A 23,071-nucleotide genomic window follows, 5' to 3' on the forward strand; every position below is an offset into this window, starting at 1 on the left:
ATGAAAAAGCAGATTCAAACGATACGGAAGCGGGTAGTGGTTTGGATGTGCCTGGCCCTTTGCTCGCTGTCTGTTTTCGGACAGGAACAGATCCCGACACTCCAGGAGTTGGTAAACCGCAAACAGTTTGCTGCTGCCGTGGCGCGCGCCGGAAGCCTTACGCCGGCTGACTCGGCCGACTATGCTACGATGTCTGCTATCGGACAAGCCTATGAGGGTTTGCTTCAATATAGGGATGCGTATGCCTGTTATCAATATTGTTATCGGATGGATACGACGAGCTATGATGCCCTGAGTTCCGTTGCACGCATGGCTATGAATTTAGGGAAGGCTTCTGTCGCGCAGGATTGTTTTCAGAAAGTGTTGCAGAACGACAGTACGGACTTCTTTGCCAATTACCAGTTAGGCCGCCTGTATGTCCAGTTGGGTGATTATGAGAATGCGATCCGCCGCTTCGATGTTTTGCGGAATCAGGATACTGCGGTTGTGAATCCTGTCATCTACCGGAATCTTGCAGACTGCTATATGAAGATTAATGCGATCGATTCGGCTACGATCTGCTATTTCCAGGCGCATGATGCCAACCGGGAGAATGCCGGTCTTGCCAGTGCTTTGGTCAACTGCCTGCTCCGGCAGGGAGGGCCGAATGTGCTGGATGCCATTGAGGTATGCGACACAGCTCTGTATTATAATCCCGGAAACCATGCTCTGATGGGAAACAAGGCGATGGCCTATTATATGAATAAAAACTATGAGGAGGCAGACTCCATTTATGAAGTCTTGCTGGCGGAGAAAGACTCTTCCTTCTTTACGTTGAAGTATGGCGGTGCGGCCCGTTATCTGTCCGAACGCGCTTTCGACGCAATCCCGTTGCTCGAGAAAGCTTACTTGAAAGATACGGCGGATGTGGAAACGACTTTGCTTTTAGGGGCGGCCTTAGGAAAGACATATGACCGGAAGCGCGCCCTCGAACTGTTTGACCGGGCGGAGCAGTTGATGCGTCCGAATGAAGCGTTGGCCAATATGTTGCTGTTTTCCCGTGGTGAGACTTTATGGGCCGACGGGCAGGGATATAAGGCGGATGCCATGTTCTATAAAGCTTGGCTGGAAAATAAGGATCGTCTCGATTTGCTGTTTCGTATTGACCGGCAGTATGGCAATTGGGGAGTGGTAGATTACGGAACTGACGAGCGGAAGTCACGCGCTTTGTTTATCAAGAACCTTTTCCTGAACGAGTGTTTCCGTACTCGTCGTAAGACAGAAGGTTTCCATGCCTACCGGAGATTCCTGCAATATATGTATGAAGAGGCCTTCTTCCAGAATAAAAAAGAACTGGTAATGATTGCTCCTAATGGAAAAAGGAGCAAACTGGCTGTTGAAGACTTAAAGACATTAATCGACCGCCTGCCGGAAATCCCCGCCAATGAGAAAAAGTTTATGGACGAAATGGATGCCGCAATCAAGAAATCCCGTGAAATGAAAAAGAACGGCCAGACGGACACCGCCCTTTTCAACGCAGGCAGGAAAGCTGTACAGAAAGCAGAACAAGAGGGCGAAGCTAAACAGAAAGAGAACTAAACAACAAATAAACACATTGTATGAGGCACTGTTTCTTTCTACATATCAGCCTAATATTATTCCTGTTGGTGAATTGTCTTTCATCGCAGGCGCAAACGATAATCCCTTTTGCCAAAGGTGTTGAGACGAAGCAAGAAATACCATTGAGTAGAATTGCTGCAAGTGTAAAATATATTCCGTTGGAAACGACACCGGATAATCTGTTGGATCAGGGAGCTACTCATTTAAAGGTGGCTTTTGCCGGCAAATACCTGTTTGTTTGTGATGGACATCATATTTATCAGTTTACCCCAGAGGGGAAGTATATCCGCAAGATCGGAAAAAGAGGGCAAGGGCCGGGAGAATTTCAGAAACATATCCTTGCTGTTGTCTATGATGAGACGAAAGAACATATTATCGCAACCGATTATTTAGGAGGGAAGGCAATCGTTTTCTCTTTTGAAGGCAAATATCTGTATGATTTTAAAATTAAAGGGCAAATCCTTGCTTTTCTTCCTCCCGATGGGCTCTATGAATATACAGGAAATTATGTATTCTCGAAAGATAGGACAGGAGTGGATTTGATAATGATGAACGACGAGGGGAAGAAGTTGAAAGAGTTCCGGTTTAATTATGTGGAAGGGAAACGTTATCCGTCCATTTTCGAAGATGGCTTGTTTTATAATTATCAAGGGAATGTATATTATAAGAACCCGTTTGAGAATCAAATATTCAGAATTGAAGGAAAGAAGAAGGTTCCGGCTTACGAATTGGATTTGGGGACTTATGCTAAATATGAGAAAGAAGATCCCTCAAAGATCGCATTGGATAAGAAGAATGGTGTTGGCGGAGTTTTACCGACAGAAGCAGGAAAGAAACGTTTCACGTTTACGAATCTATTTGAAACAGATTCTTATTTGTATATCCGTTTTTACCAACAGGAAGAATGGCGTCTGGGCTTGTATGACAAGCAGGCAGGAAAAGTCTTGCGGGTTTGCTCTTCCAAAATGGGAAAGGATGGATTTGTAGATGATCTGGAAGGCGGTACTCCGTTTATGCCTGTTCGGGGGAATGAAAAGATTCTGATAAATATGATCCCGGCAGAATACTTGTTGGAAAAGGTGAATCCTTCGCAGGCCAAAGGTTCCCTAAAGAAAGCGATGGAGAATCTGTTGGAGGATGATAATCCTGTGTTACAAGTGGTAACTTTAAAATAATCCCGGAATGAAATGTCGTTTATTAATTAGTTTTGTGTCGCTTTTGATGTCTGCTTCTGTTTCATTGCAGGCGCAAACGATAATCCCTTTTGCCAAAGGTGTTGAGACGAAAAAGGAGATTAGGTTAAGTGAGGTTGCTTCTGGTATCAAATATATTCCATTGGAGACAACTGCAGAGTCTTTGTTGGGACAAGATATTTTGGATGTTACTTTTGCCGGAGGTTATCTGTTTGTCTGCGATTATGGCAAGGTGTTTCAGTTTACACCGGAAGGTAAATTTGTCCGCCAGATAGGAAGAGTGGGGCAAGGACCGGGTGAATATAACCAAAGCGTTTTGGCTGTAGCCTATGATGCCGCAAAGAAACAGATATTCTTGAGCGATATGCGGCAGGGGAAAGTGCTGGTCTATTCTTTTGACGGGACGTTTATAAAAGATATAAAGACGGAAGTGGGGGCGACAAGTCCTTATGTGGATGCGGCCGGAAACTTATTTACAATGTCAAGCGAATATCTTCATTCCAAAGACCGGAAGGGAGATGACTTATTTGTTTATAATCAGGATGGAAAACGATTGTATGGCTTGCCGTTCCATTTTGAAAAGGGGAAAAGTTATCCCGGAATCGTGTTTGTTCCGGCTATACTCTATCCGTATGATGGTAATCTCTTTTATAAGAATCCGTTGGAATCGACAATCTTCCGCTTGGATGGAAAGAAAAAGGTGCCGGTCTACAAGTTGGATTTGTCACAGTATGAGAAACTATCCGCAGAAGAAGAGAAACTTTTATTAGATACCAAAAACAAAGCAGGCACCGCCCTTTCGAATGAAAAGAAGTTTTATTTCTATACCCTTATGGAAACCGGTAAGCAGATGGGGATTTATTATGCGCAGGAAGATGAACGTCGTTTTGCCTGGTATGACAAGCAAACCGGGAAAGTCTGCCGTGTCCGTTCTCCTCATGCCGATAAGGATGGCTTTACGGATGATCTGGAAGGGGGCTGCCCGGTGATGCCTTATTTCCTGCGGGATGGCAAGTTGATAGGTGTTGTTCCTGCCTCTGTCTTGCTGGATAAGGTAAAGCCCGGTCAGGCAAAAGGTTCTTTAAGGCAGGTGATAGAAGATTTGATGGAAGATGATAATCAAGTGTTGCAAGTCATTACATTAAACACTAAATGATAATTTAATAATACATATTTATGACATACAAGCCCTTATTTCTAATAGGTTTGGCTTTCCCCCTTTTTTCATGTGGAGGTAACAAACAGGCGGAGCAACCGGAAGAAGCGGAAGCCCGGGTTTTAGAATATCCGGTCACGATCTCTTTTGATAAAGGGATCGAGACGGAGCGCGAAGTGCTGTTAAGTGAGATCGCCAAAGAGGTAAAGATCGTGCCTCTGGAAACAAGACCGGAGTGTCTGGTTGCCAAAGTGAACAGGGGAATGATTCAGATGGTGGACCATAATTTGTTTATTCCGTGCAGCGAAGGCTTGTTGCAGTTTACGGATGACGGGAAGTTTGTCCGTTCGGTTGCAAAACGGGGGCAAGGGCCGGGAGAATACAATATGATTCGCCATATCGCAGTGAGTGACCGGTTGAAACAGGTCTATCTGATGGATCACGGAAAGGTTCATTCCTATTCGTTGGATGGTACATTTCTGAAGGAGAGCCAGATTCCTTTTTGCTGGCAGTTCACTTTGTTGGGAGACAGCATTTATGCAGGTTATATTTATAATAATACAGGTCAGAAGAAAGATCGCCTGATTCTGGTCGACCAGAAAGGTGATACCTTGAAGTCTTTCCCTCAATACGATCAGTTTACGATCGAGAGCGGGCTGAACTATTATTTGTGGGGGCGTTATGACCGTTATGTTTATTCCTATAAAGACGAGGCTTGTTGTAAGGAATATTATAATGACACAGTCTTTACGATTACCCCGGAAGAACTCCAACCGCGTTATATTCTGGAATTGGGGAAGTATAAGATTCCGAAGGAAAGACGTTTCGAACTGTTGGAAGGAAACTGGCAGGCTTATTCCGAACCGGCGCGCGCTTATCTGCGTCCGGATTTCTTGGAAACTTCCCAATGGGTGTTTCTCCCTTATGCAACTTGGGATGTGACCAATAAAGACGAGCGTCCTCAATTGGCGATGTATAATAAGAAAACGGGAGAATGCTATAAGGTGAAAGACGGGCAGATCAGGAATGACATGCAAGGCGGAGTTTCTTTCTATCCGGCTGTCCGTGTGGCAGATGATGTTCTGCTCTATTATTGGGAAGCCTCCGAACTTTTGGAATTGGCGGAAAGCATTCCCGCTATCCGGCAAAATGAACAATTGAAGAAACTAAAGGATGACGATAATCCTGTGGTGATGTTGGTAACATTAAAATAAGAATAGCTATGTGTAAGCATTTATTTCTAATTAGCCTGGCGTTCTCTCTTTTTGCCTGTGGTGGAAAGCAGACCGAACAACAGTCGGTAGCCGAAGTGGAACCGGTAGAACCCGAATATCCCATAGCTGTTCCGTTTGAAGCGGGAGTCGGTGTGGAACGGGAAATGAAACTGAGCGATATTGCCGACTCGGTACGGTATATTCCGTTGGAGACGAAAGATAATTGCCTGATTGATTTTATTAATTCGGGTACTGTGGTTAAAACCGGTAAATACTGGTTCGTATCGAGTAATACAGTGTTATACCAATATACGTTAGACGGGAAATTTATCCGGACGATCGGTTCACGGGGTGGAGGTCCCGGACAATTCAATTATTTCCAGCAAGTCGACGTAAATGAAGACTCCGGGTTGGTCTTTATGCTGACGACTTCCGGGAAGATAAATGTGTATAATATGGAGACGGGGAAGTTTCTTTATGATATAAAGACGCCCGACAGAGATCCGGCTCAGTTTGCCATGTTGAATGATAGCCTGGTTGCGACCTTTATGCTTAACAGCAGTGGGCAACAGAAAGAGCGTATTCATATCTCGAACCCGAAATGTGAGATATTGAATACCTTTTACCGTTCCGATTTGTTTGAGATGAAAAGCGGAATCCGGAGGTTAATGATGAGTGGAATTGACCGGTATATGTTCCATTATGATGGCAAGGTTTGTTATAAAGAGTTTTATTGTGATACCTTATTTGTTGTTACGAATGATGAACTTCAACCGCGTTATATCATTGATCTGGGTAAATATTCCATTCCTCTCGACTGCCGGATGGAAGTATGTGATGGAGATTGGAAAACGTATGCCACAGTCGCAGCCCCTTATATCCGCAACCAGGTGATTGAAACGGATTCTCTGCTTTTCATGCCTTATAATTATTGGGCGGGAGAGAGAACCCGCCACATGGTGCTTTATGACAAAAAAGCGAAGGAATGTTTTTCCATCCCGGGCGGTTATATAAAGAATGACTTTCCCGGTGCCTTACCTTTGCGTCCGGCAACATCTCTGGATAAGAATCTTCTGCTCTCGGTTTGGGAGGTTGAAGAGATCATGAAAGAGGCTGAAAAGAATCCCGCTGTATTGGATCATCCCCAATTGAAGAAATTGACAGAGGATGATAATCCGGTATTGATGTTGGTCTATTTGAAATAAGTAATTTTATTAACCCGGCACAGACTCGGCATTTAATACATTTCTATATCCTTCGTCACTATTGGGCAGTTCGCGAACTGCCCCTACAAAGCCTGTCCATGAATTAGTGGATGGGGAGCTTTGGGTTAGTTTCTCCTTAGGGAAGAGATAGTTTATGCAAATTCATCTTTTAGTACTCCTGCTACTTGTGTACTAACGAAATGATGAGTATGTTTGTAAAATATAAATATGACTATGGAATTAGCTATTATACAGAATAGAATATATGATATTAGGGGGCAGAAAGTCATGATTGATAGAGATCTGGCAGAGCTTTATCAGGTGGAAACAAGGCGATTGAATGAAGCTGTCAAAAGAAATATCAAACGTTTCCCCTCTGATTTTATGTTTCAACTGACTAAAGGAGAGTTTGAAAGTTTGATGTCGCAATTTGCGACATCAAGTAGAGGTGGAACCCGTAAACTCCCATTTGCGTTTACAGAACAAGGTTTAGCTATGCTATCGGGTGTCTTGAACAGTGATGTAGCTATAGAGGTGAATATCTCCATTATGCGTGCTTTTGTTGCCATCCGTCGCACGATGGTTATGTCCCCGGATAATGATATTAAAAGGCTACAGAATGAGATGAAAGAATTGAAGGAATACATAGAAGATGTATTTACTGATTATAATGATATAAATGATGACACAAGAGTGCAATTGGAACTTATAAATCAGGCGATTGCACAGTTGCAAGGGCGAGGACGGTTTCCTGAAACTCATAAGCCGGTAGGATATGATGTTATTTTGAAAGAAATAGAAAAAAGTAAATAAGATTGCTTCAAGATTTGCAATGATGAAGAAATTCCTGTCTCTTTTGCTCATGTTTCTGCTTGTGTGGCCTGCGATGGCGGGGGAGCGCAAGAAGGTTGCTGTCGTGTTGGGCGGTGGCGGGGCAAAAGGTGTGGCGCATATCGGGGTGTTGAAAGTTCTGGAGGAAGCGGGCATACCGGTTGATATTGTAACAGGGACCAGTATGGGAGCGATTGTCGGTGGACTGTACGCGATCGGATATAGCCCGGATGAGATTAAAGAGATGGTCGAGTCGCAAGACTGGCCGATGCTGCTTAGCGATAAGGTGAAGCGCAGCCACCTGTTTTTCCCCGAAAAGGAGAAAGCTGAACGATATATCCTTTCCCTGCCTTTCGGACGTGAAAAGAAAGACCGTGTGATCGACGGTGTGGTAAAGGGACAAAACTTGCAAAACCTGTTTTCCGACCTGACGATGGGCTATCATGACTCGGTCGATTTCAATACCTTCCAGATACCTTTTGCCTGTGTGGCCGTAGATATGGTCAGCGGCAAAGACTATGTGTTTCACGGAGGCAGCCTTCCGCTTGCCATGCGTGCCAGTATGGCGATTCCGGCAGTCTTTACCCCGGTGCGGCTGGATAGTATGGTGCTTGTCGACGGAGGATTGAATAACAACTATCCGGTGGATGTCGCGCTTGCGATGGGGGCCGATATCATTATTGGCGTAGACCTGGCAACCAGCGATCTGCGTACCTTCGACCGTTTGCATTCGCCCGGTGATATCGTGACGCAGATCATCGCCTTGCATGGTTATGACAAATATGCCCGTAATCGTGACCGGACGGACTTGCTTTTCCGGCCGGATATGGAGCCGTACCGCTCGGCCAGTTTTACAACAGCCGCCCTCGACACGATGATGCGGCGGGGAGAGATGGATGCCCGCCGCCGTTGGGACGAGATCATTGCCTTGAAACAGAAGATCGGCCTTCCGGATGATTATACGCCTCCCATTTTGGCCTCCCGGCAGAAACACCGACCGGTCCTCCCTGCCGATACGTTCAATATCCGTCATATCCGTTTTGATGGCGCCGATCCGCGGGATATCGGTTGGTTGCACCGTATCTGTGCTTTGAAAGAAAACAGTCGTATCACGTTGAAAGAACTTCGGAAGGCCATGTCCGTATTGGTCGGGACAAATGCATACGCGTATGTGAATTATAAACTCGCGGGTGAGGACCAGCAGGACCTGATCCTGACATTGCAGCCGAAATCGGAAAGCTCGGTCAACCTGGGAGTACGCTTCGACTCGGAAGAGATTATCGGGGTACTGCTCAACGCTACTTATCATCAAGGCAAGCGGAATCATTCGCGGTTTGCCTTTACCGGGCGCGTGGGAAGCAAGATATCTTCGGCCAAATTGGAGTATTCGATTGAACGTTCGCCACTTCGTAACTTTAACCTGTCGTATAAATTCAGCTATAATGATCTGGATATTTATGAGAAGGGGGATAAGCGTTTTAATACGGCTTATACGCATCACCTGGCCGAGTTTGCCTATTCGGACATGAACTGGTTGAGCTTTAAGATCCGGGCTGGGCTCCGCTATGAGTATTTCAATTATAATTCATTTCTTTATACGGGAAACAGCGAGCAGTATGATGTGCGCCCGGAGAGCTTCCTGAGTTATTTTGCTACGGCACACCTCGAGACGTTCGACCGGCGCTATTTCCCGAACAAGGGCGTATCCTTAGAGGCGGATTATTCACTTTATACGGATAACTTTGTGGGGTATAACGGCAGTTCTCCTTTCTCGGCTATCGGGTTGAAGTTTATGACGGTTTGCCCCATCAGTTCGCGCCTGAGTCTTTTGCCGGCGCTTTACGGCCGTGTCCTGATCGGCGGAAACACGGCTTATCCGTTTTTGAATGCGGTAGGCGGTGAGACGTTTGGACGCTATTTGCCGCAGCAGTTGCCTTTTGCCGGCATTAGCCATATGGAGATATTGGACAATTCGGTTGTCATCGCCCGTTTGCAGTTGCGGCAACGTATTGCCGGTAACAATTACATCACATTGACCGGTAACTATGGTATCCATAACGGCGACTTTTTCCATTTACTGCAAGGAAAAAGCCTTTGGGGAGGCAGCCTGGGATATGCCTATAACAGCATAGCCGGACCGCTGAGTGCGACGTTCGGGATGTCTAACCGCAACTCGAGCTTGCAGTTTTATATGAATTTAGGATTTATGTTTTAACGATATAATATATAAAGGTATGAATGCAGAAATAATACAATTCCTGACGGAACTGCGTCAGAACAATAATCGTGAATGGTTCCAGGCAAATAAAGATCGTTATGATGCTCTTCGCAAAGGCTTTATCGACGAAGTCCAACAACTAATCAACCGGATTGCCCTGTTCGATCCGGAGGTTGCCGGGTTGGAGGCGAAAGATTGCCTGTTCCGTATTTACCGGGATATCCGCTTCTCTCCGAATAAGACTCCTTACAAAACGCATTTTGCGGCCTATATTGCCTCTTGCGGTGGCCGCGGTAGTGAACGGGCGGGCTATTATATCCATCTCGAACCGGGTGGTTGTCTGCTTTCGGGCGGTGTCTGGTGTCCGCCGCCGGCTTTGTTGAAGGCGCTTCGCAAGGATATTTATGAGAATATAGAGGATTTTGTGGCGATCATGGAGAAACCGGCTTTCAAGAAAGTATATCCGGTGATGGAAGGTGAAGTCCTGAAACGTATGCCTGCCGGCTATCCTTCCGATTTCAAATACGATGAAATCCTTCGCCATAAAGATTTTAGTGTCGTCTCCTACAAACCGGACGAATTCTTCTTCGCCTCTGACTGGATGGATAAAGCGGTTGCCGATTTCAAATTGTTGCACCCGTTCAACCAATTCCTTAATTATACGGTGGATGAGTATGCCGGAAGGGTCTGATGTGAGTTTTTCAATATATATTTTATGTGTTTCGTAATATTTTTATCGAAAAACAATAAAAAAAGTTTGGTAGTCTCGGAAATAATATATTCTTTTGCATATCGAATAACGATAAATATTATTTGAGAAACAAACTACAAACAGATAAAACATTATGAAACAGTTCTTCAAAACAGTATTTGCATCCACGCTGGGCGTGCTGATTGCGCTGGGAATCGTAACGATGGGTTCCATTTTCTTTTTCATCGGAGTAGCAGCCAGCTCTGGTGGTTCTACTGAATACAAACCGAGTAAGAACACGGTGTTCAAACTTTCTTTGAACGGTATGTTGGTAGAACAGTCGGTTAAGAATCCTTTTTCCGAGTTGATGGGCGAGAACAGTGGTCAGTTGGCTGTGCCGGATGTGATCAAAGCGATCCGTCGTGCAAAGGCGAATGATAATATCAAAGGTATTTATCTGGAAGCCGGTTCCCTTTCTTCCGGTTTTGCCGGAGTTGAGGCAATCCGCCGCGAGTTGGAAGACTTCAAGAGTAGCGGAAAGTTTATCGTTTCTTATGGCGACTTCTATACACAAGGCTCCTACTATCTGTGTAGCGTAGCCGACTCTATATTCTTGAATCCGCAGGGAAGCGTTTCACTTGTCGGGCTTGCTTCACAAGGTATTTTCTATACTGGCCTTGCCGAAAAGATCGGAGTTGAGCATTATATCTTTAAGGTTGGAACCTATAAAAGTGCAGTGGAGCCTTATTTCCTGAAGAAGTTCAGCGACGCTAACCGCGAACAGCTTACTTCTCTTCTGGGTAGCGTCTGGGGAAATATGACATCTGCAATTGAAAAGAGCCGCAATATCTCTTCCGACGAATTGAACCGTTACCTGAATGAAGGTTTAGCAACGGGACAGGCAACGAATGCCGTAGATTATAAGTTGGCCGACAAACTTTGCTACCGCTATGAAGTGGAAAATGCAGTAAAGGAAATGGCCGGACAGGACGTGAAAGGCAAGCTGAAGACAGCCGGTGTTGATAAAGTCGCTTCAATCAAAGTCAAAGAAAAAGACAGTAAGAATAAGATTGCAATCCTCTATGCCGAAGGTGAAATCAGGGACGAAGATTCTTCTTCTCCTTTCGGAGCAAACGAACAGGTTATTTCCGAAGAAATGGCAAAGAAATTGCGTAAGCTGAAAGATGACGATGATGTGAAAGCTGTTGTATTTCGCGTAAATTCTCCGGGCGGTAGTGCGTATATCTCCGAACAGATATGGAAAGAGGTTGTTGAGCTGAAAGCAAAGAAGCCGATCGTCGTTTCGATGAGCAATTATGCTGCTTCCGGCGGATATTATATTTCTTGTGCTGCAAACAAGATCATTGCCGAACGTACGACACTGACCGGTTCAATAGGCGTGTTCGGCGTAGTCCGCAACTTTACCGGAACATTTGACAAGCTGGGTGTCACTACCGATATCGTGAAAACCAATACATATGCCGACCTGGGCGATTTCACCCGTCCGATGCGTGAAGATGAAAAAGCATTGATCCAGCGTGGTGTTGAACAAACATATGATCTGTTCCTGACTCGTTGCGCCGATGGCCGCGGTATGACAAAGGCAGAGATCGATTCAATCGGACAAGGCCGTGTCTGGACAGGTGAACAGGCTTTGGAAAGAGGTCTGGTCGATAAGTTAGGCGGTATGGATGATGCTATTAAAGAGGCGGCTTCTTTAGCTGAACTGACTGATTACTCCGTAACGGTTGCCGACGGTCCGAAAGATTTCTTCACTAAGTTTATGGAGAAGAAGATGGACGAAGTAAAGGTTTCGATGGTTAAGTCTGTTATGGGCGAAGAACAATTCAATCTCTACTCCACTATCCAGAGAGCAAAAACGGAATCCGGTGTTATTGCCCGTATGCCGTTTGATATAAAAGGTTTATAATAAAACATAAGGGCGGGGTTTGCCCGCCCTTTTTTATAAGAAAAGCTATAGGTTATGAAAAAGCAATTGAATCTGATCTGTGTATTGATATTTTTCTTTGTCGGGCTGTCTTTAGTGCCGACCATCTACTCGATGGGCAACGCTTTTGTGGATGGTTTCAAGGTTGGAATGTCGCAAGTGGAAGAGGCTCACAAGCAAGGAGCAACAAATATCACGACGGAAATAATGAGTCCGCTGGCTCTTAATTTATGGCCGAAGTCTTTGGCTGCCACTTCTGATAAGGTCTTTAATCAGAAGGATCAGGAGTGGTATCCGGCTTCGCATATCAAAACGTTGGTTTGGGCAAAAACCAAAGATACTGGGTTTACACAGTTCGGTAGTTTCCTTGTCTTGATCGGCCTGTTCTTTATCGTGAAAGCAATCACCCAGTTCTATAAACTGATCAATGCGATTAACCATGAAGTGATATTCGACTGGGTGAATGTACGCCGCTTGAACTGCATCGGCCGCAACCTGCTGATCTCCTTTGTGCTGACACAGGCTTATATGTTGATGAACTATTGGGCTGCCGCCCGCCTTTTCGAACTGGAAGGTTATGAGCATAATTTCTGGTGTGACTTCCAGTCAATGACGCTGATTATGGGATTGATCGCTTTGTTGGTAGGCCGTATTTTCGCAATCGGTTTGAAGATGAAGGAGGAACAGGAGTTGACAATTTAAAGGAAGTGTGAAATGAAAAATAGTATTCGGTTGTTTTGCATCCTGTTAGGAGTCTGTTATATTTTGTCTATCGGCAATGGTTTTCTGGAGTTTGCGGAAGGATGGTCGGAGGCTTCACATGATGTGATTGAGCAGAAAGATGGTGAGGAGATACATCGGGTGAATCTGGATCTGAAGCCGTTGGCTGATAATATCTTTCCGGATACATTACAACTATCGTCCGGTGATAAGTATCCTTATCAGTTGAGTGCTGTTACCGTGGCGCATAAGACATCTGACACCTATCAGCTTGTTTCTGCACTTATGGGTTTTATCGGGACTCCGGTTATCTTGGGTTTAGGAGTTTGGGCTTTGTTGTCTTTTGCTTATTTTATCCGTGATGTACAGCGGCAGCAAATATTTATTCGTCCGAATATCCGGAGGCTTCGTGTTATTTGTGTGGCACTGGTTTTGGTAGGTGTTTTGGAGAACTTATTTTCCGGAATTGATTCTTATTTGTTGTTGAAGCAGAGTGGAATTGCTTTTCCTGGTTATTCGGTTGCTGATTTTGCATTCGAATACCGGACATTCTTTATAGCACTTTTGTTCGGTCTTTTTGCTGAAATATTTGCCTTGGGAGTTAAATTGAAAGAAGAACAGGAATTAACGGTTTAGGAGGAAGAAATATGAAAACGATTATTAAGTTAGTACTGATTTATATAGGATTTCAATTTCTTGGGGGATTGCTGGCTTTACCGGTGATGTTTTTCCTGGATAAAACCTATATGCTGGCGTTTGCGCTGATCTTGGCCTCTTTGATGATGATCTGGTATCTGTTTAAGAAGGACTATATACGTATAAACGAGTACACTTGGTCGATCCGGTCGGTTTCTGCGCTGTCATGGATGGTTGCCTATGGACTGGGTGCTTATTTCCTTGCTACTTGGTTGAACGAGCAGGTTGATTTGCCGAATGTGATGGAAGACCAGTTTATGGACTTGAGCTTTAATCCCTTGGGTGTTTTAGGCATCGTTGTATTAGGACCGGTTGCAGAGGAATTGTTGTTTCGTGGAGCGATATTGGGGTTCTTGCTGAAAAAGCTATCCTGGCGAAATGCGGTTTTGACTTCTGCATTAATATTTGGCATTATCCATATGAATCCGGCTCAGATACTTTATGCTTTTCTCTTGGGGATGGCGTTGGGCCGTATTTATTACAAAACCGGTAGCCTGCTGATTTGTATGATTATCCATGTGATGTTGAATGGAATCAGCACTGCACTTACAATCTGTTATCCGGATGCTCAGAGTCTTGGGGAGATGTCAGGTGTTGCGCCGGAAGGATGGTTCCTGTTAGTGGGTGCGCTTTTGCTGATTGGTGGTTCATATTATCTGAATCGAATGCGGGAACTTCCCTTTTGGAAAGATCCTGTATTGGCGGAAGAAACAGCCTCTGTAGAGTCAATTAACGAAGAATCAAAGGAGTAAGTGATATGGACAGAATTGTAAAACTACTGCTTGCTCAGATCGGGTTTGTATTTCTTGGGATTCTCCTGGGTATTCCTTTCTTCTTTTTTATGGAGGAATCCCTTGCTATAACCTATATGGCTATATCGGGGCTGCTTTTGGGCTGTTTGTTTTTTATCTGGTATATACTGTCGAAGAAGTATGTTCATTTCGACTCTTTGACCTGGTCATTCCGTTCAATGAAAGTAATCCTTCTGACGGTTATATTGAATATCGTGTTTTTCTATTTTGCGAGTGGACTGGATGGCTTGGGTAATTTCCTGGGTTATAAAGATCTGGATAAGCATTTGAATATCTTGAGGGATATCAGTCTGAGTCCATTTGGACTTTGTGTCCTTATCTTAGTTAGTCCGGTTACCGAAGAATTGTTGCATAGGGGAGCCATACTTAGCTCGTTGCTCGAAAAAAAAGACTTGGCGCCTAAATATGCGATTTTAATTTCAGCTTTGATATTCGGTGTTATTCACCCGGGACATAATATCTCTTTTTTCTTGTTCGGATTGCTTTGGGGATACCTTTATTACCGGTCCGGCAGTTTGGGGTTATGTGTTCTTTCAAATATGATTGTGACTGCTCTCTTGGCTTTGCTTGTAATTTATTACCCGGATAAACATTCTGTGTATGAAATGACAGGCGTAATGCCTTTTGCCGGGCTTCTCTCTCTAAGTGTAATAGTGTCTGCTGTCTGTATCTATTTCTTGAACCGAAGCTTGAAGGCCCCGGCTTGGCAAATCTCGGAAAAGACGGATGGTGAAATAGATAGTATCGTAACTAATGAAGAATCAAAGGAGTAAGATATGGCTATAATAGTGAATTTGGATGTGATGATGGCAAAACGGAAGATTGCTTTGGGCGATTTGGCTGATCGTATCGGCATAACTCCGGCAAATCTTTCGATTTTAAAGACGGGTAAAGCCAAAGCTATACGCTTTTCTACTCTTGAAGCAATCTGTAAGGAACTCGACTGCCAACCGGCGGATATCCTCGAATTTAAGGAAGATGAATCCTGATTTAAGAAAGGAAATTCGTTCTTTCCTTACAATATGTAAGTTGATTTGTGATTGGAAAGCGGACAAAAGGTTGAATATTGTTAAATAAGCTATATTTGCTGACAATATGTAAGTGAATTCTTGTTTGATTCCGGTTTGCTCTCTACCTTTGCACCGCAATTTGAAAGTAATCTTAAAGTAATAAATATATGAAAGCTTCAATTTTAAGTAAAAGCATTCTTGTTCTTGCAGTTATGTTTTTGTGTAATCTTGCAATGAGCGCAGCCTCTCCCAGAGAGTACATGTATGATACGAAGGAAGAGAATGGTAAAGTTATTTCAAAAGTCATTTTTTTAAATGATAATGGACTTTTGAGTAAGGAATTTAAATATGAGTTTTCTTATAACGAAAACGGCAAAGTGTCAGAGAAAACGGCATATCGCTGGAACGAGAGTAAGGAAACATGGGTCCCCTATTATCAGACAATTTATACATATAATGTAGAAACAGGGGAGATCAATACCACATATGGCATGTGGAATCAGAAAAAAAAGGATTTTAGCTTAAATGTCCAAAATCTTGTTGCTCCGGCAACAAGTTATAATGATATTTTTTCATAATACCTAAGTTAGAATATTTCATAGACACATCGTAAATGGCGCGAATAACAAAAGACGTGAGTCCCTGTTATTAGCGCCATTTTCATATTTAGCCGGAAATATATTTGTTTACTACTTATTATCTGTATCTTTGCTCGAAACATTTAAATAACCATAGCTATGGACAAAGTAAGAATACAACAATTGTTGACCTCTTTTAAAGGCATTACCCATTCTGTAAATAACGAAGATAATAGCGAGCAGATTGAAATCTGGTTTGCCCGTGAGTTGCAATCTATTCTGGGATATGCAAGATGGGAGAATTTTGAGGTAGCCATTCTTCGAGCTGTTGATTCATGTAAAGCTCAAGATATCAATGCGGATGACCATTTTCGTGAGGTCACGAAAATGGTTCGATTGGGAAGTGGAGCAAAACGTGAAGTGCAAGATTTTATGTTGACCCGTTATGCTTGTTACTTGGTAGCCCAAAATGGAGACCCAAAGAAAGAAGAAATAGCTTTTGCGCAAAGTTATTTTGCGATCCAAACTCGTAAAGCTGAATTGATAGAAGAACGCTTGAATTTGTTGTCTCGTTTGGAGACAAGGGATAAATTGCGGGCAGCTGAAAAGCAATTATCTCAGAATATTTATGAGCGTGGAGTCGATGACAAAGGATTTGCCCGGATTCGTTCGAAAGGAGATACTGCTTTGTTTGGCGGATTTACAACAGAAGATATGAAATTGAAGCTTGGCGTAAAGGCCAGCCGACCTTTGGCTGACTTCTTGCCGACACTTACTATTGCTGCGAAAAACTTGGCGACGGAAATGACGAATTACAATGTGGCAAGTAAAGATTTATATGGCGAACCACCCATAACGAAGGAACATGTTCAAAATAATTTGAGTGTGCGGGAAATGTTGGGGGCAAGAGGTATTAAACCGGAAGAGCTGCCTGTTGTGGAAGATATAAAGAAACTGGAGCGTAAAGTTGCTAAGGATGAAAAGTTAATGGAGAAAAATACGCCTAAACTACCGAAAGTATAATGTATTTCTAACTAATAACGCCGACCATTTTCGTGACCTCACGAAAATGGTCGGCGTTATTGATTTTCAAGACAAGTAATCATTTTCGTGACCTCACGAAAATGATTACTACTTATAGTCCTTATTTGATGATCTTTTCTATCTCCGAAAGATTCTTTTCTACATCTGCATCTGTAACCTCGTAGTTTGTCAGGTCACCTGCCAGATATTGGTCGTAAGCGGCCATATCGATCAGTCCGTGACCGGAGAGGTTGAACAGGATCGTACGTGGTTTGCCTTCGAGTTTGGCTTGTTCGGCTTCGCGGATGGCTGCAGCAATCGCGTGTGATGATTCGGGAGCCGGGATAATGCCTTCGCTCTGTGCAAACAGGGTGGCAGCTTGGAATGTTTCCAATTGCTGGATGTCGACTGCATCCATTAATCCGTCTTTTTTCAGTTGGCTGACGATAGAACCTGCACCGTGATAGCGCAGACCTCCTGCATGGATATTGGCCGGAGCAAAGTTGTGTCCCAACGTGAACATCGGAAGGAGCGGAGTATAGCCGGCTTCGTCACCGAAATCGTACTGGAATTGTCCGCGTGTCAGTTTCGGGCAAGATGCCGGTTCTGCTGCAACGATGCGGATATCTTTACCCAGTGTCAGTTTATGGCGCAGGAACGGGAATGCAATACCGGAGAAGTTTGAACCGCCACCGAAGCAAGCGATGACAACATCCGGATATTCCCCTGCCATTTCCATCTGCTTCTCTGCTTCCAGACCGATAACCGTCTGGTGGAGCATTACGTGGTTCAGTACGCTGCCCAATACATATTTACAGTTTGGTGTCTGCATAGCCAGTTCGACTGCTTCGGAGATAGCTGTACCCAGACTTCCCTGATAGTTCGGATGTTTGGTAATGATGTCGCGTCCGGCGCGTGTACTCATACTCGGTGATGCGACTACTTCAGCCCCGAATGTTTGCATCATGGAACGGCGGTAAGGTTTTTGATTGTAGCTTACCTTAACCATATAAACCGCTAATTCCAAGCCGAAATGCTTGGCTGCCATAGCCATAGATGCTCCCCATTGTCCGGCACCCGTCTCGGTTGTGATATTCGTCACACCTTCTTTTTTACAGAAGTAGGCTTGCGGGATGGCTGAGTTCAACTTGTGTGAACCGACCGGGCTGACGCTTTCGTTTTTAAAATAGATATGGGCCGGCGTATCCAATGCTTTTTCCAGTCCGTAAGCACGAACCAGCGGAGTCGGACGCCAGATTTTATACATCTCGCGCACTTCTTCCGGGATTTCAATCCAAGGGTCTGTCTGGTTTACTTCCTGATGAACCAATTCTTTGGCAAACAGCGGATAGAGGTCTTCCGGATTCAGTGGTTCCTTTGTTTTAGGGTTTAACGGAGGAAGCGGTTTATTCTTCATATCTGCTACAATGTTGTACCAAGCAGTAGGAATATCTTTCTCCTGCAATAAAAACTTCTTACTTTCCATAATATTGTTATGTCGTTTACATTATTAATCCAAAATAGCCATTAAAGCTTACAACTTGGAAGCAAAGTAACAAATAATATTCCATTCTTCAAATGAAATACCGGAAAATATATATCTTTGCGGCCAACTCTGTAAACTGATAACAAACGACAAATATGAAAAAGCTGATATTACTGCTGGCAGGCATCTGTATGTTCTTTCCGGCAACAGCGCAGAAGAAAGATTTCACCTATAAGTTTTACGGTTTTGTCCGTGGTGACCTTTTCTATAACTCTCGGGCGAACATGGCTCCGATAGACGGAAACTTCTATTTGTTTCCATTGGATAAAAAGCCGGACCCTGACGGCAAGGACTTGAACGCCAGTCCTAACGGCAGTTTCTACACGTTTACTTCCCGGTTGGGTTTGGATATGACCGGTCCGAATGTGGGTACGGCTCGGACAAGCGCCAAAATTGAAGTTGACTTTGGCGGTTTTTCGTCCAGTAATACGATGCTACGCGTCCGGCAGGCGTATGTGGCATTGGACTGGGATCGGAGCCAAGTGCTGATCGGACACACCTGGCATCCCCTTTTCGGAAGTGTTTTTCCTGATATGTTGAACCTTTCGACAGGCGCGCCTTTCCAGCCTTTCAATCGCAGTCCCCAATTGCGTTATCAGTATAAAGCCGGGAAGGTGAAGCTGACGGCTTCCGCTATCTGGCAATTACAATACCTTTCGAGCGGACCGAACGGGATGAGTGAGGAATATATCAAGAACAGTTGCGTGCCGGAGTTCTATATCGGTGCGGATTATACGTCCGGCAATGGCTGGTTGGCAGGTGCCGGCATTCATTTGATTTCGCTGAAACCACGCACTTCGTCTGTCTGGAATGAAAAGACTTATAAAGTGAATGAGCGCATGACAGCCCTTTCTTATGAAGCGCATGTCAAATATACCGGGCGAAATTATACTTTTGCAGCGAAGAGCCTGATGGCTTCCAGCCTGGACCACACTGCGCTGATCGGTGGTTACGGTATCAGCGCGATCAATCCGGACAACGGTGAGCAGGAATATACTCCTTACCGCCATTCTACTTCCTGGGTGAATTTCACCTATGGGACCAAGTGGAAAGGGCATTTCTTTGCCGGTTATACGAAGAATCTGGGAACGTCTGATGCGTTGGTTTCTCCTGTTAAATATGGTATGGGCTTGGATCTGGACCAGTTGCTTTCTACCAATATCGCATTTTCGTACAACTTGCCGCATTGGCAGATCGGTCTTGAATATATGCCGTCGACAGCTTGGTATGGCGAAACGGATATGGCTTCCGGCAAAGTGGTGGATACACATTCGGTAACGAATCACCGTATTCTGGGGCTTGTGATGTATTATTTCTGATGAGGGACGCATTTATAAAACTGCACATTTCCATTCTTTTGGCAGGCTTTACCGGCCTGTTCGGAAAACTGGTCACGCTGAACGAGGGATTGCTCGTCTGGTACCGGATGCTTTTGGCTGCAGTTATGCTTTTCCTGATTCTTTGGGGTAGTGGAAAACTAAAACGGGTCCCTTTTCGTGAAGTCCTGAAAATAGCCGGGACAGGCTTGCTGTTGGGACTTCACTGGGTGTTTTTCTATGGGAGCATCAAGGCGGCGAATGTCTCGATCGGTGTAGTCTGCTTCTCGCTGGTCGGTTTCTTTACTGCGTTGTTGGAACCGCTGATTATCAGAAGGCGTCTTTCGATTAAAGAGATATTGTTCAGCCTGGTGGCCGTATGCGGCATTGTTTTGATTTTCCAGTTCGATACACGTTACCGGACAGGGATTATTATCGGTGTGGTTTCATCGGCATTGGCAGCTCTGTTTACTATTACGAACAAGAAAGTGGGTGTGCGCCATTCTTCCAGTATGATGTTACTTTACGAAATGATTGGCGGTTTTTTAGGGCTGACCTGTCTGTTGCCGTTTTATCTGCATCTCTTTCCGGTAGAGACGATCTTGCCGGGGATGATTAATTTCCTTTATCTGCTGCTGCTTGCGTTGGTTTGTACGATAGGGCTTTACCTGTTGCAGATACAGGTGTTGAAACAGGTTTCCGCGTTTACTGTAAATCTGAGTTATAATCTGGAGCCTGTCTACAGCATTATCCTTGCCATGCTCTTTTTCGGGGAAGCGAAAGAGTTGAGCTTTGCTTTTTATGCAGGGTTGGGATTGATCCTCCTTTCCGTCCTGTTGCAAACCTGGGAAGCTATCCGTTATAAGGCAATGTAAACCAGAAACGCGATCCTTCTCCGAGTTTGGAGTCTACTCCGATTGTTCCGTTGAGCGTTTCGACGATGGTTTTGCAAATGGTGAGTCCTAAACCGGTACCTTGTTTGAATGAATCAACTTTTACAAAGCGTTCGAAGATCGTACGCTGGTTTTGGGGGGAGATTCCGATGCCCGTATCGATTACTTCGACTAAGATGCGGCGTTCCATAATGCGGTAAGAAAGCGTAATGCGACCTTTTTCCGTAAACTTGGTTGCATTAGAAATCAGGTTTGAAATGACCTGCGTGATACGTTTGGGATCTGTATGAACGATAATATCCGGCAAGGAGTCGAAATCACAGATCAGTTCAACCCCGTCGGGCATTTTCAGTGAATGGACTTGATACTGTTCGTGACATATTTCCTTCAGGCTGGCATCGGTAAGCGAGTAATCCAGGATGCCCGACTCTATTTTCGAGAAGTCCAGAATATCGGTTATCAGCCGAAGCAGCAAATCGCTGTTTTTGTTGATTATCTTGACAAATTCTTCTTTTTCTTCCTTGTTTTCTGTCTCAGCCAAGATGCCGGAGAAGCCGATTATGGCGTTGAGCGGCGTCCGGATCTCATGACTCATATTGGCAAGGAATGCTGATTTTAGTTTATCAGCTTCGCGTACTTTTTGTATTTCCAGCTCCGACTGCCGGGTTTCATATTCTGCATGATACAATTTCTCTTCCAACAGTTTCTCTTCGGTTATGTCGGTGACGTGGCAAACCATTTTGTTCAACCGCTTGCTTCCCTTTGTCTTGTAAGCTTGTGCATTGATACGTATCCAGATCGTTTCGTTCTCGATACTGGTTCGGCATATAAAGCTGCAATGATCCTGCACTCCGTTTATTACCTGGAACAATTGGTTGACATTATCGGTTTTCCGGACAATCTGTTGTACGTTTTCGATAGTCATGTGCTTGTTGTTTCTCAGGTAATTGAAGAGTTTATTGCTCTCTCCTGCCTCATTGAGTAAGGGGTCGATGAACAATTCTTTTTTCTCTATATCATATTCGGCAACCAGCGAATGGCCGGAGAGGAGAACCGCTTTAAGGGTTGCCAGGTTGTTTTGCATACGCTCCTCTTCCAGTCGTTTCTCCGTTTCGTCGGATATGATAAGCAAGTAGCCGATATGGCCGAATTCATGATCGGTTAAGCCGATCCCTTTTATCATCAGATATTTAACTTGATCGGTTAGAGATGATAAATAATATCCGGAATCTCGTACGGCATTGAAATCGTATGTGAACGAAAAACTGAACGCTTTCCTTTTTGATATCTGGTCGAGAGCTTTGGCTGGGATAGACGGATCCTTGAATAAATTCACTCCTATCAATTGGTCGCGGCTTGTACCGAAGGTTTTGCAATCAGCGTCGTTTACGTCGATCAGATAACCTTCCGAGTCGTACAATTCCACGCCGATCGGCAGATTGTTGAAAAACTGCTGGAACTTCGTGCTTAGTTCGGAAATACGTTTTCTCGACTCTTCAAGGTTATTGTTGGTCTGCCAGCGTTCGATGATAATGGAGAATATACTCGCCGTAAGATGCATATCCTCGACTTCTGCTATTGTCCAGAAACGATGTGCGCGCACGGAGTCGAAACCGATGAATCCTTGTACTTTATTATGAAAAGTCAGCGGTATGATCAGCATGGATTTTAATTGTTGTTCGGTCAGCAAAGCCTTGTCTGCGGCAGCTTCGGATGGCAGCATGGCTATATCGCCCAACACGATGTCATGCCCGCTTCTGACGGTTTCGATAATCCAGGGAATCGTATCGTAGGTCAGCTTGCTCTGATCGTCTTTGGGAACTTTTACCCATTCGCTCATCGCTTCGCAAATAAAGTTGGCGGTCTGTCCGTCTTCTTCGAAAATAGCAACGTAGCCCCAATCCGCATTGAAGTAGTCCAACAATACGCGCATAGCTTTTTCGATCGGATCTTTCTCTTCATTAAAGAGGATAACCAAAACTTCGGAAATAATACGTTTGATGGTTGGCGTTTCAAAGGGTGTGCGAACCTTGGATCTATCCGGTTCATTATCCCTAACTTCCAGTAATTGTATTAATTCTTCCCGGGTCAACAGATCGTATGGCGATGTTTTGAGAGTCATATCAGAATCTTTAGCTAATCGCAAAAGTAGAAAATAGTTTTGATTTTTAAAGGCTTTCGCCGATTATTATCTAATATTCCCTATGTGTGCGCTCTTATTTGAAGCGGAGGAAATCTGTTTTCGGCGGCGTCGTGTATATTCTTGACGCTGTCATGTAAGTTTTCGGCGACGTCGAATATATTTTCGAGGACGTCGGGAATAGATTCCTATTGCTTCGGATTCACAATGGATGACCGTTCCCTTTTAGAACTATTATAATTAGAATAGCAGGCTCATTCCGGGTAAAAAGTTATATTTGCA

Annotated in this window: 20 protein-coding genes; 18 read left to right on the plus strand and 2 right to left on the minus strand. The window is 44.3% G+C overall.

Going from position 1 to position 23,071, the window contains the following annotated elements; translation table 11 throughout:
- The 16 genes from DWU89_RS06760 to dinD all read left to right on the plus strand — a co-directional run bounded on the left by DWU89_RS06760 (nucleotide 1) and on the right by dinD (nucleotide 16,894).
- Nucleotides 1-1,578: a tetratricopeptide repeat protein gene (locus DWU89_RS06760; RefSeq protein ID WP_244205871.1), complete on the plus strand. Its 1,578-nt coding sequence runs from the start codon at nucleotides 1-3 to the stop codon at nucleotides 1,576-1,578.
- A 20-nt stretch (nucleotides 1,579-1,598) separates the two neighbouring features.
- Nucleotides 1,599-2,774 carry a 6-bladed beta-propeller gene (locus DWU89_RS06765; protein WP_115498882.1) on the plus strand — a complete coding sequence of 392 codons (1,176 nt, stop codon included), beginning with the start codon at nucleotides 1,599-1,601 and terminating at the stop codon, nucleotides 2,772-2,774.
- A gap of 7 nt (nucleotides 2,775-2,781) precedes the next feature.
- Complete coding sequence (locus DWU89_RS06770) at nucleotides 2,782-3,948, plus strand: 6-bladed beta-propeller (protein ID WP_115498883.1); 1,167 nt, start codon at nucleotides 2,782-2,784, stop codon at nucleotides 3,946-3,948.
- Between the two features lie 20 nt (nucleotides 3,949-3,968).
- Nucleotides 3,969-5,162, plus strand: a complete 1,194-nt coding sequence (locus DWU89_RS06775; protein ID WP_115498884.1) for a 6-bladed beta-propeller — start codon at nucleotides 3,969-3,971, stop codon at nucleotides 5,160-5,162.
- 8 nt (nucleotides 5,163-5,170) lie between these two features.
- Nucleotides 5,171-6,367, plus strand: coding sequence for a 6-bladed beta-propeller (locus DWU89_RS06780; RefSeq protein ID WP_115498885.1), 1,197 nt, complete (start codon nucleotides 5,171-5,173; stop codon nucleotides 6,365-6,367).
- Nucleotides 6,368-6,601: 234 nt separating this feature from the next.
- Nucleotides 6,602-7,180, plus strand: a complete 579-nt coding sequence (locus DWU89_RS06785; RefSeq protein ID WP_115498935.1) for an ORF6N domain-containing protein — start codon at nucleotides 6,602-6,604, stop codon at nucleotides 7,178-7,180.
- A 22-nt stretch (nucleotides 7,181-7,202) separates the two neighbouring features.
- Nucleotides 7,203-9,413, plus strand: coding sequence for a patatin-like phospholipase family protein (locus DWU89_RS06790; protein WP_187574923.1), 2,211 nt, complete (start codon nucleotides 7,203-7,205; stop codon nucleotides 9,411-9,413).
- Nucleotides 9,414-9,432: 19 nt separating this feature from the next.
- The gene (locus DWU89_RS06795) at nucleotides 9,433-10,107 is read left to right on the plus strand and encodes a DUF2461 domain-containing protein (protein ID WP_115498887.1); all 675 of its coding nucleotides are present in this window, start codon (nucleotides 9,433-9,435) and stop codon (nucleotides 10,105-10,107) included.
- Between the two features lie 154 nt (nucleotides 10,108-10,261).
- Complete coding sequence (gene sppA, locus DWU89_RS06800) at nucleotides 10,262-12,037, plus strand: signal peptide peptidase SppA (protein ID WP_115498888.1); 1,776 nt, start codon at nucleotides 10,262-10,264, stop codon at nucleotides 12,035-12,037.
- Nucleotides 12,038-12,091: 54 nt separating this feature from the next.
- A complete protein-coding gene (locus DWU89_RS06805) occupies nucleotides 12,092-12,757 on the plus strand; it encodes a DUF2975 domain-containing protein (protein ID WP_115498889.1) in 666 nt (221 codons plus the stop codon).
- 12 nt (nucleotides 12,758-12,769) lie between these two features.
- Nucleotides 12,770-13,411 (plus strand): DUF2975 domain-containing protein, encoded by a 642-nt coding sequence (locus DWU89_RS06810; RefSeq protein WP_115498890.1) that lies wholly within the window; start codon nucleotides 12,770-12,772, stop codon nucleotides 13,409-13,411.
- A gap of 11 nt (nucleotides 13,412-13,422) precedes the next feature.
- Nucleotides 13,423-14,223 (plus strand): CPBP family intramembrane glutamic endopeptidase, encoded by an 801-nt coding sequence (locus DWU89_RS06815; RefSeq protein ID WP_115498891.1) that lies wholly within the window; start codon nucleotides 13,423-13,425, stop codon nucleotides 14,221-14,223.
- Nucleotides 14,224-14,228: 5 nt separating this feature from the next.
- Entirely contained in the window at nucleotides 14,229-15,056 is an 828-nt protein-coding gene (locus DWU89_RS06820) for a CPBP family intramembrane glutamic endopeptidase (RefSeq protein WP_115498892.1), read from the plus strand.
- Between the two features lie 3 nt (nucleotides 15,057-15,059).
- The gene (locus DWU89_RS06825) at nucleotides 15,060-15,272 is read left to right on the plus strand and encodes a helix-turn-helix domain-containing protein (RefSeq protein ID WP_115498893.1); all 213 of its coding nucleotides are present in this window, start codon (nucleotides 15,060-15,062) and stop codon (nucleotides 15,270-15,272) included.
- A gap of 188 nt (nucleotides 15,273-15,460) precedes the next feature.
- A complete protein-coding gene (locus DWU89_RS06830; protein ID WP_115498894.1) occupies nucleotides 15,461-15,871 on the plus strand; it encodes a DUF3836 domain-containing protein in 411 nt (136 codons plus the stop codon).
- Between the two features lie 159 nt (nucleotides 15,872-16,030).
- Entirely contained in the window at nucleotides 16,031-16,894 is an 864-nt protein-coding gene (dinD, locus tag DWU89_RS06835) for a DNA damage-inducible protein D (RefSeq protein WP_115498895.1), read from the plus strand.
- Between the two features lie 121 nt (nucleotides 16,895-17,015).
- Here the strand turns inward: dinD and DWU89_RS06840 are convergent, their stop codons facing one another.
- A complete protein-coding gene (locus DWU89_RS06840; RefSeq protein ID WP_115498896.1) occupies nucleotides 17,016-18,380 on the minus strand; it encodes a TrpB-like pyridoxal phosphate-dependent enzyme in 1,365 nt (454 codons plus the stop codon).
- A 155-nt stretch (nucleotides 18,381-18,535) separates the two neighbouring features.
- Between DWU89_RS06840 and DWU89_RS06845 the strand changes: the two genes are divergently transcribed.
- Nucleotides 18,536-19,759 carry a DcaP family trimeric outer membrane transporter gene (locus tag DWU89_RS06845; RefSeq protein ID WP_115498897.1) on the plus strand — a complete coding sequence of 408 codons (1,224 nt, stop codon included), beginning with the start codon at nucleotides 18,536-18,538 and terminating at the stop codon, nucleotides 19,757-19,759.
- Entirely contained in the window at nucleotides 19,759-20,631 is an 873-nt protein-coding gene (locus tag DWU89_RS06850; RefSeq protein ID WP_115498898.1) for a DMT family transporter, read from the plus strand. The genes DWU89_RS06845 and DWU89_RS06850 overlap by 1 nt, the downstream gene beginning before the upstream one ends.
- On the opposite strand, the gene DWU89_RS06855 is transcribed toward DWU89_RS06850, so the two are convergent.
- On the minus strand, nucleotides 20,609-22,771 hold the full coding sequence (locus DWU89_RS06855) for a sensor histidine kinase (RefSeq protein WP_115498899.1): 2,163 nt from the start codon (nucleotides 22,769-22,771) through the stop codon (nucleotides 20,609-20,611). The genes DWU89_RS06850 and DWU89_RS06855 overlap by 23 nt on opposite strands.
- Between the last annotated feature and the right edge of the window lie 300 nt (nucleotides 22,772-23,071).

Origin of the sequence: Parabacteroides acidifaciens (assembly GCF_003363715.1) — a bacterium.
Lineage (GTDB): Bacteria > Bacteroidota > Bacteroidia > Bacteroidales > Tannerellaceae > Parabacteroides > Parabacteroides acidifaciens.